This window comes from Sporosarcina cyprini, from assembly GCF_022048975.1.
Classification (GTDB): domain Bacteria; phylum Bacillota; class Bacilli; order Bacillales_A; family Planococcaceae; genus Sporosarcina; species Sporosarcina cyprini.
Genome location: NZ_JAKMHX010000022.1, coordinates 1 through 13,385, shown reverse-complemented (window position 1 = coordinate 13,385; position 13,385 = coordinate 1). Strand labels below are relative to the sequence as shown.

Here is a 13,385-nt window from a genome sequence, read left to right as displayed (position 1 = left end):
TCCTGAAGTACCATTATAGAAAGAATGAGGAGGCACTCATAATGGCAAAGCAAGTTCATGATAATGGCCAGAAGGACGAATTGATCCCGTATTGGGTCAAAGCCGTTATCGTATTCTTTTTAGGGTGGGTTGCTATCTATGGAACACGTGCAATCTTGAACCCTGTCATGGATGATATTCAAAATGAGTTCAGTTTATCTGCTGGACAACTTGGTATGATCAGCAGTATCTTTTTCATCGGTTATGCAGGACTTAACATTCCATCCGGTATGTTAGGAGATAAAATCGGGAAGAAGAAAGTATTGGTTCCAGGTATTATCTTATTTGGACTATTCGCAGCAATCTCAGGCGCAATGCCTAGCTTCTTCCTATTTATTTTGATGTGGCTAATGGTTGGTATTTTCCAAGGATTCTATTACGGACCACAGTATGGATTGTCTTCTGAAGCGATTCCGAAAAAGCACTTGACTGTCGGTTCTGCGATCATTAACAGCGGTATGGCATTCGGTCTTTCCGCAGGGTACTACTTATCCAGCTTCACGCTTGAAGCAGGGATGAGCTGGAGAGCGCCATTCTATATCGTCGCTATTCCGGTTGTCTTAATCGGTTTGCTCATGTGGTGGCTCGTTAAGGAAAAGCCAAAAGGCAAAGAAGTAAATGCTGTACTCGATAAACAAGAAAAACTTAAAATGAGCGTTTTGTTCAAAAACCGCAACTTGCTCATGTCTTACATTACAATTTTCTGTGCCATCTACGGTTTCTTCGTTGTTGTAACTTGGATGCCGTACTACTTGCAACATGCTCGCGGTATTGAAGGAAGCGCAGTTGCGACTGTATCTTCTCTTGTACCTTGGGCAGCCATTCCAGCTTCTATCTTCTTCAGCTGGGTTGCAGACCGTCTAGGAAAGAGCCGTCCGGTATTGCTTATCATGCTTCCGGCATCGCTCGTTGCACTTGTATCGATCGTAGCGTTTGATAGCATGTGGGTACTATACGCTGCTCTAATCGGTTACGGGATTTTCGGTAAGATTAGTACAAACCCGGTATTGGTTGCCGTTGTGGCAGACAATGCGCCGAAGAATGCATACTCTACATCATTCGGTGTGTATAACTTTATCGGGATGTGTGGATCCATCTTGGCGCCATACATTACAGGTTTCTTGACTGACGTTACAGGCAGCTTGAACATGGGCTTCTACTTCGCAGGCTTCCTGCTTGTGATCGGTACCATTTCAGCAGCTTTGATTAAAGAAGAGAAGCGTGTAACGACTGAGGATACTGCAGTTACTGGTGGTTGATGTAAAACAGTAAGAAATAAAGCGCCGCTTCGTTCCGCACGGAACAAAGTGGCGCTTTTTTGATTATGCTTGGATGAAATATTCTTTAGGAATAGTGTGCAACAAGGAAGTCGGCTCTCCGACGCTGTATAAATACAGATAATGCATCGCTCTCGTGCAAGCGGTATAGAAAATGCGCTGCAGGCTTTCATCCCCGTAAACTGCTTCGGAAGCATTGTAAATAATAACTGCTTCAAACTCAATTCCTTTCGCCAAATACGACGGAATGACGACAACACCTTGCTCGTATTCCATTGTGCCTTTCTTAAGGAACTTAATCTGTTCGATATGGGATAAGGCATCAAAGGCATTCTGGCTTTCTGCTGCTGATTTACAAATGATGGCGATACTCTGGCAGCCGAGGCTTTGCAGTTCTGCCACCTTCGAGGTGATGTGGCGGTGCAGTGCCTCCTTGCTTTCGAGCTGTGTCAGAACAGGCAGCTCGCCGTCACGATTGAATGGAATAATCTCCTCGCCGTTCGGTACGAGTCTTCGTGTGAATTCGATAATCGGTTTCGTGGAACGATAGCTCCGGGCCAAGTGGACGACTTCCGTTTGTTCCGCCCCGTACAGCCCAGTGAGTGTTTGAAAGTCAACCCGGTCTCTTGCATGCGCAAAAATAGCCTGGTTGAAATCGCCCAGAACCGTCATCTTGGCAGCAGGAAACAGCCGTCGTAAATACTCGAACTGGAACGGTGAATAATCCTGTGCTTCATCTACGACAATATGTTTAATTGTCCGGTTGGATTGAAACCCGAGAATGAGCTCCTGTAATAGCAAAAACGGTGTGGCATCCTCGTAAAGCAAGATTCCATCGTTGATCGTTGTCAGTGTTTCTTTGCAGATAGCAGGCCACTCCTCAATTAGCTCTCCGTCATACCATTGCCTAATTTGCTCGGGGGAAGTAAATAGCTGCTTGTAAATCTCTTTCATATGAATAAAATCATATGCTTCGACACGTTTTCGCAGTGACTTCATCCGCTGTCGAACGATCAATTGGGCAAGTTCATCAGGATCCACATCAAAATCCGCCATCATTTCTTTTTGCACGCCGTGCTTTTTTGCAAGAAGCATGCGTGCTTTATGGTACTCCTCATTGCTAAGCAGCTCGATTTCCTCTAAAACCCAAGGTTTTGTACACTCTGTTTCTTGGAAGTCGGCTATTTTTTGCAACAGCCAATCCTTTAATTTCTCAAGTCGGTTATGAAAGCGGATTGCGGTGTCGTGCTCGTAAAACTGTTCAGCAATTTGCTCTCCACTAACAATGGTCTCCCCTTTAAAGGCTACTCCTTTAAACGACATCCCTGCTGTCTCCAAGGCATGTCGATAGCCTTCAATTGCTTCGAAAAACGGAGTAGAGGCCTTGAGTCGAATGCTTGCCACTCTGGCGTAATAGGAACTGCTGTGTGCGGCAGTCAACACATATTCCAATTGGTCGTACGGGTTTTCAACAGTAAACTGTTTCCCTAGTCGATAGTCCAGATATTCCTGGAAGGTGACCTGCTGCATGTTTTCCTCACCGAGCTCCGGAAGCACATTGGCTACATAATGATTAAACATCGTATTCGGCGAGAACAGGATGATTTGATCTGCTTTGATCGTGTCGCGATATTTATATAGCAAATAGGCAATCCGCTGTAGCGCCGCAGACGTTTTGCCACTGCCTGCCGCTCCATGGACGATGAGCAGTTTGCCTTGATCGTGGCGGATGATTTTATTTTGCTCCTGTTGAATAGTGGCAACAATCGAATGCATCTGTTTGTCGGTGCCTTTCCCTAATACCTCCTGCAAAATTTCATCGCCGATTGTGAGACTCGTATCAAATAAGGATTGAAGAACACCGCCCCGAATGAGATACTGCCACTTTTTCAACAGCTCTCCACGAATCACTCCACCCGGTGTCGTATAATGGGCTGCACCTGGCTGATAATCGTAATACACACTGCAAATCGGCGCTCGCCAATCGTAGATAATAAAGTCCTCTCCGCTGTCGTTAGTCAGCGTGGATATGCCAATATAAATTTGTTCGTCAGATGAAAAGCCCTCTTCCAGAAAGTCGATCCGGCCAAAATAGGGGGCATCCTGCATCCGGCGAAGTGTGGACAATTTTTTGGAAGCTTGCCGATGAGTGCTTTGGCTCACAGAAAGGGCCTGAGCTTCTTGCCGCAAGCCGATAATGGTTTCAAGATAATCATCGAACGAATCCGTATTTACCTTGACCTCATCCCAAAAATGTCTCCGAATGCTCACCACTTCGTCCCGGCGTTGTGACGTTTCTTTCTCCAACCGGCGAATCTTGTTTTGAATTAACTCCATCACATCAGTTACTCTTTGCTGCTCCTGCTCGAAATTTGACCTCATAGCACACGCTCCTTAAAAAAATGAGTAAAAGGGTTGACGAACAAATAGGTTATGGTGTACAATTAAGATAGGGTAAATATAGACGTTTTTATTAATAAATGCCTATCTATATAAAAATACCATATGAGCTCATTTTATTCAATGAGTTTTTTAGTGTTTTATACGAGGATTTCCCGAAACGCAGGCTCACCCCATTTCTGAAAGGGTGAGCTTTTTTATGCGTTGCAAGTCTGAAAGTAATTATTGCATAATGTAAAATGAGACACTACAATATGTAGTGTGAGGTGTTCGAAGTTGAGAGTAAAAAGCTTTAAATTGAATGAGAGTGGGCTGACCCGGTTTTTTGGGCCGCTCGAAGCAAAAATTATGGACATTTTATGGGATGCTGAAGAACTAACTATACGGGATGTGCAGCAAGTTCTTGACCAGGAAAAAGTAACGAATTTTAACACGGTAATGACGGTGATGAATCGACTGGTAGAGAAGAATATTCTTCAGAAGAGAACCGAAGGGAGATCTTCTTTATACAAACCGATTCAATCCAGGATGGAGTTTTTAAACAGCCAGTCGAAAGAAATGACAAACGAACTGATGGATGAGTTTGGAAGTGTGGTCGTCAGCCATATGCTAGACGCGCTCGAGGAAGCTGATGACGATCTTGTCGCGAAGCTGGAACGTAAAATTGAAGAATTGAAAAAAGGGCTGTAATGTATGGTAAAACGCCAATCGTTTTTTATTTTGACTGTCTCGATTCTCATAACCAGCATCATCGCTATTCAAATGGTTCTGTATGCCGTTTCTATATTTGCAGGTTGCGATATGAAGCTTAACATGGTTTCCGTATGTCATAGCTGGCTTAAGGAAATTGGTCTGTCATCCTTGATGCATGTGCTTGATGGGCTGGTCGTGTATACATTGTTGTTTTCGTTATGGAAAATTGGTTTGCAATGGATTCAAATGACTAAAGTGAAGCAACATTTTCAGCAGTACAAGGAAAGAGAACTTACAAAGAAGTTAAATCAAGTTTTCAAGCTCGGAAAAGAATGTATTATTGTTCTCTCGCATCCGACGCCTGCTGCATTTACAATGGGGTTTATCCGACCTAAAATCATCATTACAACGGGCTTGTATCATTTATTAAATCAAGAAGAGCTAGAGGCAGTGGTGGCTCATGAAATGTACCACAAAGTAAATCGCGATCCTTTAAAGGTTTTCTTATTATCTCTCAGCTCATCTGTCATGTGGTATATCCCAATTCAAAAATGGTTTTATCGTCAATATAAGGTTGTACAGGAAGTGTTGGCGGATGAATTTGCAATTCAACGACAGGGGACAGTTGTTCATTTGGGCAGTGCGCTTGTGAAAATGGTTAGAGTAGGGAAGCAAGAGAAGATGCCATTTACATTTGTTTCATTTGCTGCGACTGCCGTTGATCTTCGGATTGAATCGATATTGAATCCAGTCCATGAGTTTCGGTTGCGGCTGCCGATAAAAACAGTCTTTCTGTCAATTGTAGTCTTTAGTATCATTAGTGGCCTATTTATTTATGCGCTTGCGTAAATTTATTATCTCATCACACTACATAAAGTAGTTTTCGTTTAGGAGTGGTACCGTTGTCAAAGAAAATATTTTGGTTTGTTGGAGTTATAGCTGTCTGTATCATTGGGATTATAGTGCTGACAGGAAAAGAAAAGGAGTCCGCCGACATTGACTATAAAGGGCAGCCTTTTTTAGGAGATGCATCTGCACCTGTCAAAATCGTTGAGTTTGGAGACTATCAATGCCCTCATTGCAAAGATTTTAATGACAGTCTTCTTCCGGTAATTGAAAAGGAGCTTGTTGAAACAGGGAAGGCCAAAGTGTATTTTATGAATTATGCTTTCATGGGTCCTGACTCGACCGCGTCTGCGCAATTTGCTGAGACTGTCTATAAGGAACTCGGCAATGATGTGTTCTGGAAGTTCCATCATTTATTGTTCGCCAATCAAACCGACGAATCTGGTAAAGCCATGCAATTCACAGATGACGTTATGGAAACGCTGTTAGCTGAAGTTGTAGGTGCAGAGGATGTACAGCAAGTGCTGAATGCGTATCAAGAAGGAAAAGGGAATGAAGCTTTGAAGAAGGACATGAGCATAGCGAATCATTTAGGAATATCCTCAACACCGTCGATTTTTATTAACGGAAAATTGTTTGAAGGAAGCAGTATGAAGGATTTCTTTGATCAGGTAGATGAGGCGACGGCAAGTGGTAAATAAACCGTTATTGCTTGCGTGGATTGCAGCTATAATCGCCATGGCAGGAAGTTTGTTTTTTAGCGAAAGAATGGGGTTCATCCCCTGTGATCTCTGCTGGTATCAACGTATTCTAATGTACCCGCTGGTCTTTTTGCTGGGGATCGCGTTTTATCGCAATGATAAAAACGTATATGTGTATGCACTGCCTTTGTCAATGATCGGTGTGGCCGTTTCTTCTTATCATTACGCACTGCAGAAAATCCCTTCGTTACAGCAATTTAGCGTTTGTACAAGCGGTGTGCCGTGTTCAGGCCAGTACGTTAATTACTTAGGATTTATCACAATTCCTTTCATGGCATTCGTCGCTTTTGCTCTAATTACGATTCTCATGATTGTCCTCTGGAAGCGAAAATAATTTAATTAGTGCAGACGCGAAGGTTACTTTCATCTCTGGATAGCCTAGCTTAAAGAGATATAAGCTTGTTTGTTTTGATGCTTTCAAAACGAGCAGGCTTTTTCTGTTCCGGTGGCTGGTGTTTGCTCTTAGAAGTAACCCTTTCAGGTTGACTTCGAGTCACTCGAAGGTGATATACTACTTTAAAAAATCGGGAGGGGGCTCGGCGTTATGAATGTTGAGATAGAGAAAGGCCAAAAAGGGGCGGCTGTTATTGTCGGTGCCTCACTTTCAGGGCTCATGTCCGGTATTGCCCTCGCGCAAGAGGGTGTCCAGGTCACCATCGTAGAGAAAGTCGGGGAACATCGGATTGGCGGATCGGGTCTCCGTGTAGACGGTGGAACGTTCGGTCGCTCGAAGACAGAGAAACTGCTGAAGCAACTTGTGTCTGGAGGGAAAAGTTCCGTCCAGCTTTGGGCTTCGATCGAGTCGCGTCTGCGGGAGGCGGCTAAACAGGATGACAGGATCAAGCTGCGCTATAATACACGGATTGTCGAAGTAGAACAGGATGCTAACTCAGCCTGGGTCGTAACCGATCAAGAGGAGAGAGTTGAAGGAGATCTGCTGATCGGGGCGGACGGGCACAATAGCCAGGTGCGAAAATATGTATCGCCTGACAAACCGAACGCTACATACGCTGGCTATATGGGATGGCTCGCCTCCATCGATGAGAATGATTTGCCTGAATCACTTCGTCCTGCAGCTAGCGGTCCTTCCGTTGAGATGTTTGACAGTTATGATGGTTTTAAGTTCGGCTCCATTATTGAAAGGGAGGATAAATCTTCTGTTGCCGGGAGCCGCCGAATCGGCTGTACATGGTATGACAATAAGCGAAGCGGCTTATTGCGCCAACTGGGGTGTGTCGAAGGAATGGTCGTATTTCATTCATTGAATGGACAAGATATACCGGAGCAGACGCTCAGAGAGCTGGAAGCAGAGACCGCAGGCTGGCCAGAACCTTGGCGATTTGCTGCCCGTCATGCCATACGAGAACGGACGCTAATCGGGATTCCGATAAAAGAATATGTGCCCAATCGGCTGGCGAAGGGCCGGATCGCGCTCGTTGGGGATGCGGCACATGTTCCGGCTCCTGTTACGGCAAGCGGGTTTAATGAATCCTTGCAAGATGCTGTGGCTTTAGGTAGATGCGCAGAAAATTGCGTTCAAGGACAGGCGGCTGTCCAAGCATTGGAAGAATATGAATCACTCCGTTTAGAAAAAGTACGCCGGATGGTTCAATCAGGACAATTTTATAGCCGTTCATTTGGGCGCCCATAAAGGAGGTTGGCGATGTATACGGTGAAGGAAGTGGCTGCATTGCTTGAGTTAACCGAGCATACAGTCCGCTACTATACGGACAAAGGATTAGTGCCGAATTTACAGCGCGACGAACATAACAATCGCCAGTTCGACCCAGCTGCGGTTAACTGGCTGTTGTGTGTAAAACATCTGAGGCATTGCGGCATGGGACTAAACGATATTAAAACATATATCGCCCTCTGCCAGGAAGGGGATGCCACCGTGCCGGAGCGCCATGAGATCATGCGTAAACAACAAGCTGCGGCGCATGCACAGCTGGAAGAAGCGAAACAGAGAGCGGCCTATATTGAAGAGAAAGCGAATCGCTATTTTGATTTGATAGCGGAAATGAAATCTGAAGATCCTATTTGAATTGATGAACCGACTTATAAAACATAATCCATTTTCATTCACACCTCGCCTATTTGGTTACGCCGGATAGGCGTTTTTTTGGTGGATTGGAGTGGATGCTGCCCAACCTGACATGAAAAACTCCATAATAGACGAACCCCATTGAACTTCAGGACGAAAGTCAGTATGTTCAAGGGAAAGAGCAGATAAGATGCTGTACTGAATTGGATGAGGACGGCGGCATCATGACGAACAAATGGGGGTTGTAAAAATGGAGAGAAATAGAATTTCAGCGGTTTTAGAGAAAGAGCTAGTTGTGGCATTGGGGTGCACTGAACCGGTAGCGATCGCATTAGCGGCTGCGACAGCCAAGAGCCATGCGGAAGGCGAAATCCGACAAATCGTCGTGATGGCCAGCGGAAATATCATAAAAAATGCAAAATCCGTCGGTATTCCGGGCATGACAGGAAAAGGTCTCGACTTTGCTGCCGCCATCGGTGCGGTAGGAGGAAATCCGGAGAGGAAATTGGAACTGCTGGATGGGCTGACAAAAGATGATGAGATGAAAGCATTTCAACTTATAGAAGAAGGAAAAATCGAGGCGGGCCAGGCAGATACGCCGAAAAGATTATATATAGAAGTGAAGGTGAAGACAGATCAAAAGGAAGCTCGTGTAATTATTAGCGATAACCATAGCAATATTACGTTAATTGAAGTGGATGGCGAAGCTGTATTCCGCGGAGGGTGTGAAAACATCCGCATCCAATCGGAAGAGGAAGAGCTAGAGGCACTGACGCTTGATGAAATTTATGAGTGGGTGCTGCAAGCGGAGTTATCGGAATTGGCTCTTGTAAAGAGAAGTATTGAACTGAATAAAGTGATCGGGCTGGAAGGGCTGTCCGGTGACTATGGGTTAAATGTCGGCCGTACGATTCAGGAAAACGTGAAGAAAGGGATTCTGTCAGATGATTTAGCGACAGCGGCTATGTCGCTTGCTGCAGCTGGTTCCGATGCGCGGATGGCGGGTTCCACCTTGCCGGTTATGGCGAATACAGGCAGTGGAAACCAAGGCATTGCCGTCACGCTGCCGGTCGTTGCTGCAGCAGAGAAGCTTCAAGTTTCTGAGGAAGTCATGATCCGCGCTGTAGCGCTCAGCCACCTCGTCACCATTCATATAAAATCGAAATTTGGCCGTTTATCGGCGTTATGCGGTGTAACAGCTGCCGGAATGGGAGCCAGCGCTGCCATCGTTTATTTGCTTGGCGGGACACTTCAGCAAGTGAAAGCGGCGGTGCAAAACACAATTGGCAATGTGTCCGGGATGATTTGCGACGGTGCGAAAGCTGGTTGCGCCATGAAGGTCTCCACTTGCTCCAACGTAGCCGTCCAATCGGCTCTGCTTGCAATGAGCCACCAAGAAATTCAATCCACAGACGGTTTTATTCACGATGACGTCGAGAAGAGCATTGAAGCTTTCTGTACGCTTGGAAATGAAGGGACACGGCAAACAGATGAGTGGATTTTGAAGTTAATGATGAACAAATGATGAGAACTTGTGAAGAACAGCTAAAGGAGATTCTATATGCGGAATTTGTATAACAGATCATCTGAAGAGGAAGAAATAGCTGTCATTGTTCATTTGAGTGAAGATCCTATCGTTCTGCAGAGACGTGCGGCGGAATTGGACGGCATTCCTTTCACTGACGAAGCTTATAAAAAAGCGGATGCAGCCGTAAACCTGCAACAACAGCGAGTCATTCATGAGATGGCTGCAAGGAACATCAGGGTTAGTGAGGTTCAGCCGTTTCGCACCGTACTAAATGCATTCTCTGCAATTATCCGACGGAAAGACATCGGAAAAGTCCGTTCCCTCAAGGAAGTGGTTTGGATTGAACCAGATGTGCAAGTGAGAGGAGCGGTTGCGACGTCCGCTGCCTGCCCGTCTGATAATGAAACCGAAATCGATCGCCTCTTTCCCGAGTTGCAAGCTCTTTGGGCAGATGGAATTGAAGGACAGGGAATTAAGGTGGCGGTTCTTGATTCGGGCATAGATAAAAACCACCCCGATTTAAAAGACGTATATAAAGGCGGGAAAAACTTTGTGGATCAATCCAATCCGGAAGAATACGCCCGGTCGAGGGAGGAAGACGATCCTTCCGAGACGTCACCTGCTGAACGCCCGGAAGGAGCTCCGGAAAAACATCCGTCTACCGGAGCCGCGTTTGAATCGTATCACGGAACGCATATCGCTGGAATTTTGGCAGGGAAAAATGGAGTAAGAGGGGTAGCTCCTAAAATTGAGTTGTATGCCTATCGGGTATTTGGCGCATATACAGCCGGAAAAACATCCTATCTTCTTAAAGGAATTGAGGAAGCGGTCGCGCAGAAGATGGATATCATTAATCTATCGCTAAGCTTGGATAGCGATTTAGAAACCCATGCCGTCTCGATCGCTCTAAATCATGCGGTGATGGCTGGGATCGTTGCGATAAGCACGGCTGGCAACACAGGGCCGGTTCGTGGTTCCGTGCGTGCTCCCGGCACTTCCAGACTTGGCATTTCAGTCGGCAATTCGACGCGGGATGATCAGGTGGACAGCTCAAGCTCCCGTGGACCGTCCAAACCGGATTTTGACATTAAGCCCGATGTGCTGGCGCCAGGAACAGAAGTTTTCTCAACGATGCCGAGATATGTGGAAGATAAATCAGGCGCCATCTATAAAGATGCCTATAAACGGGAGACTGGAACATCGCAGGCAGCACCTTACATAGCTGGGGTAGCAGCACTCATTAAGCAAGCCCATCCGGACTGGACGCCGTTTGATATTAAAGTGGCGCTTTCGAATACAGCAAGAGTGCTGGATACTGAAAAGTTTGATGTGTTCGATCAAGGCGCGGGACGTGTACAGCCTTATGAAGCTGTTCACCCGGCTATCCTCGCCTATTCCATTGAGAAGGTCGAAATGAATGGTGAGGGAGAATTGGTGGAGAATCCAAAAGGTACTGTTACGTTTGGTTCTGTATCGCTGGATGAGGACATCTCGATATCCAAACAGCTTCTAGTAAAAGATATAAAAGGGACGGGCGGAGAATATGATGTCACGGTTCAAGTGATTAAAGCGTTTGGAGATGCAGAAGTGACGATTAATCCGCCGTCCTTTACACTCAATGGGGAACAAAGGCTGCAGGTTTCATTAAAAGCATCAAAAAATCCAAATACGAAATATCGAGACGAGCTAACAGGCTATATCCGAATTGCCAACCGCGACCAATCGGTTGAAATATCATTGCCATTTGCAGCTGATTTCAGCAACGGAGCAACCGTCACACCTGCCATTGAGGAGTTTCGCATGACGAAGACGGATCTCTCCTTTACTGAAACGGAAGCAGGCGGGCACGTAGCTGTCAGATTGTCGGTGAATACCGATGTGTCTTATCCATCCTTGGAACTTGTTAATTATATAACAAAAGAACCGGTAGATAGTTTGTTCTATCAAGACGGGATTAGCCTCGGAACAAGGGAGTTTCCGATACTTCAACGATACAAATCCTCCTGGTCCGGAGAAGAAACGCTACTGGCGGATGGAATCTATTCAGTTAATTTTACAGGAATGGTAAAAGCGCTCGCTCTGAATGCCAGTATCGGTCCTGTCTTTGTGAAAACAACAAAGCCTGTGGTGACTGCTTCCATCGATGCGGCCTCGGTGAAAGGCCAAGTGACAGACCACTATATCGAATTCAATCAGGCCTTGGAAGAAATCGGAGAAGGATTCGAGCTGAATGAAAAACTGCAGGCCTCGTACATATTGACGAAAAACGGCCAGTCAGGTGAGGCTGTATCTTTCTTGTTGAATCAAGACGGGACGTTTTCATTTGAGCTGCCTTCATTTGAAGCGGGGAAAGATCTTCTGAGCATAGTTGTGACAGACGCAGCTGGAAATGCCGCTGAATGTTTAGTGCAGCGTGAAGAATAATAGGTGCAATGGTTAAGTCGTAGGACTGTCCGACAAGTCAGTGGAAACTGATTTGCTGGACAGTCCTTTTTGATATTTTAGACATGAAACCTGCAGTAGCAATTGCTTGTTCCAAGTAAGATGGAATGAAAATGGGATTGGATAAGGGGATACGAGCGGTTGTCGGGCTTTTACGAGTGGTAGCCCGTGACATACGAGCGGTTGCCGGTTTATACGAGTGGTTCCTCGGGACATACGAGCGGTTGCCAGCTTATTCGAGTGGTAGTCCAGGATATACGAGCGGTTGTCGGCGGATACGAGTGGTAGCCTAGAACTTACGAGCGGTTGCCAGCTTATACGAGTGGTAGCCCGAGACATACGAGCGGTTGCCAGCTTATACGAGTGGTAGCCCAAGACATACAGCGGTTGCCAGCTTATTCGAGTGGTAGTCCAGGATATACGAGCGGTTGTCGGCGGATACGAGTGGTAGCCCAGGACATACGAGCGGTTGCCGGTTTATACGAGTGGTTCATCGGAACATACGAGCTGTTGCCGGTTTATACGAGTGGTTCCTCGGGACATACGAGCGGTTGCCGGCTTTTACGAGTGGTTCCCCAGGACATACGAGCGGTTGCCGGACTTTTACGAGTGGTTCCCTTGGACATACGAGCGGTTGCCAGCTTTTACGAGTGGTAGCTCAGGACTGAGATAATACCATCTAAAGAGACAATCTATAAAGCGCACACTATACTGAAACTACGTTAGATAGGAGTGCTGCTACTATGGGTAAGAAGAGAAACTACACATTTGAAGAGAAAAAAGAGGTAGTAGAATTGTTTTTTGAAGGCCACAAAGCGAGTGCTCTCACAAAACGGTTCAACATATCAAACCGGAGAAGAATCTATGAGTGGGCTAAAATTGTGCAGGATACCAAATCGTTTGAATCCCTGCGGGATACCCGCGGACAGATGAACAAAGGAAGAATAAAGCAGGAAGATTTGGCGGAAGAGAACGAACGGCTGAAACTAGAGATTCTCTATTTAAAAAAGCTTTTACAATTGAAAAGGGGGTGAACGCAACACAGATGGATTTTGAGTTTATTGAAGCCTACAAGGACCGATATCCGATCAGTCTGCTGACAAGCATCACCAAGCTCAGCCGTTCTTATTACTATAAATTACTGTCAGAAGAAAAGACGGAGACACAAGCGGAACGGGACAAGCCCTTGTTGAATCAGATGTTATCCCTCTATGTTACGCACGGCGGAAACTTGGGGGATGTGAGGTTCAAAAATGAACTCTACAGACAGTACGGTGTTGTGGTGAACATCAAGAGGATTCGCCGAATGCGTAAGATGTACAATCTGCCGCTGAAGACACAACGCAGGAAGCCTC

General features: G+C 45.9%; 14 protein-coding genes. 13 read left to right on the top strand and 1 reads right to left on the bottom strand.

Translation table 11 applies throughout. The features are described 5' to 3' along the window. The first annotated feature begins 41 nt into the window (after positions 1-41). On the top strand, positions 42-1,298 hold the full coding sequence (locus L7D49_RS07700) for an MFS transporter (protein WP_238080266.1): 1,257 nt from the start codon (positions 42-44) through the stop codon (positions 1,296-1,298). Positions 1,299-1,361: 63 nt separating this feature from the next. Here L7D49_RS07700 and helD read toward each other — a convergent pair whose 3' ends face one another. Then, complete coding sequence (helD, locus tag L7D49_RS07695; RefSeq protein WP_238080265.1) at positions 1,362-3,698, bottom strand: RNA polymerase recycling motor HelD; 2,337 nt, start codon at positions 3,696-3,698, stop codon at positions 1,362-1,364. Positions 3,699-3,992: 294 nt separating this feature from the next. Here helD and L7D49_RS07690 point away from each other — a divergent pair, with 294 nt between their 5' ends. From L7D49_RS07690 to L7D49_RS07635, 12 genes are all read left to right on the top strand, one after another. Then, positions 3,993-4,406, top strand: coding sequence for a BlaI/MecI/CopY family transcriptional regulator (locus L7D49_RS07690; protein ID WP_238080264.1), 414 nt, complete (start codon positions 3,993-3,995; stop codon positions 4,404-4,406). 3 nt (positions 4,407-4,409) lie between these two features. Next, positions 4,410-5,258 (top strand): M56 family metallopeptidase, encoded by an 849-nt coding sequence (locus L7D49_RS07685; protein ID WP_238080263.1) that lies wholly within the window; start codon positions 4,410-4,412, stop codon positions 5,256-5,258. A gap of 44 nt (positions 5,259-5,302) precedes the next feature. Next, the gene (locus tag L7D49_RS07680) at positions 5,303-5,956 is read left to right on the top strand and encodes a DsbA family protein (protein WP_238080262.1); all 654 of its coding nucleotides are present in this window, start codon (positions 5,303-5,305) and stop codon (positions 5,954-5,956) included. After that, positions 5,946-6,350, top strand: a complete 405-nt coding sequence (locus L7D49_RS07675; protein WP_336246380.1) for a disulfide oxidoreductase — start codon at positions 5,946-5,948, stop codon at positions 6,348-6,350. The genes L7D49_RS07680 and L7D49_RS07675 overlap by 11 nt, the downstream gene beginning before the upstream one ends. A gap of 210 nt (positions 6,351-6,560) precedes the next feature. Further along, positions 6,561-7,667 carry an FAD-dependent oxidoreductase gene (locus L7D49_RS07670; protein WP_238080261.1) on the top strand — a complete coding sequence of 369 codons (1,107 nt, stop codon included), beginning with the start codon at positions 6,561-6,563 and terminating at the stop codon, positions 7,665-7,667. 12 nt (positions 7,668-7,679) lie between these two features. After that, complete coding sequence (locus L7D49_RS07665) at positions 7,680-8,060, top strand: MerR family transcriptional regulator (protein ID WP_238080260.1); 381 nt, start codon at positions 7,680-7,682, stop codon at positions 8,058-8,060. Between the two features lie 250 nt (positions 8,061-8,310). Next, positions 8,311-9,585 carry an L-cysteine desulfidase family protein gene (locus tag L7D49_RS07660; protein ID WP_238080259.1) on the top strand — a complete coding sequence of 425 codons (1,275 nt, stop codon included), beginning with the start codon at positions 8,311-8,313 and terminating at the stop codon, positions 9,583-9,585. Between the two features lie 36 nt (positions 9,586-9,621). Continuing rightward, positions 9,622-12,012, top strand: a complete 2,391-nt coding sequence (locus L7D49_RS07655) for a S8 family peptidase (RefSeq protein WP_238080258.1) — start codon at positions 9,622-9,624, stop codon at positions 12,010-12,012. Between the two features lie 131 nt (positions 12,013-12,143). Then, positions 12,144-12,323, top strand: coding sequence for a hypothetical protein (locus L7D49_RS07650; protein ID WP_238080257.1), 180 nt, complete (start codon positions 12,144-12,146; stop codon positions 12,321-12,323). Between the two features lie 13 nt (positions 12,324-12,336). Beyond that, positions 12,337-12,687 carry a hypothetical protein gene (locus L7D49_RS07645; protein ID WP_238080256.1) on the top strand — a complete coding sequence of 117 codons (351 nt, stop codon included), beginning with the start codon at positions 12,337-12,339 and terminating at the stop codon, positions 12,685-12,687. Positions 12,688-12,773: 86 nt separating this feature from the next. Beyond that, positions 12,774-13,064, top strand: a complete 291-nt coding sequence (locus L7D49_RS07640; protein WP_238080188.1) for a helix-turn-helix domain-containing protein — start codon at positions 12,774-12,776, stop codon at positions 13,062-13,064. Between the two features lie 11 nt (positions 13,065-13,075). Next, on the top strand, positions 13,076-13,385 hold a 310-nt coding region (locus L7D49_RS07635; protein WP_238080187.1), incomplete at its 3' end, for an IS3 family transposase.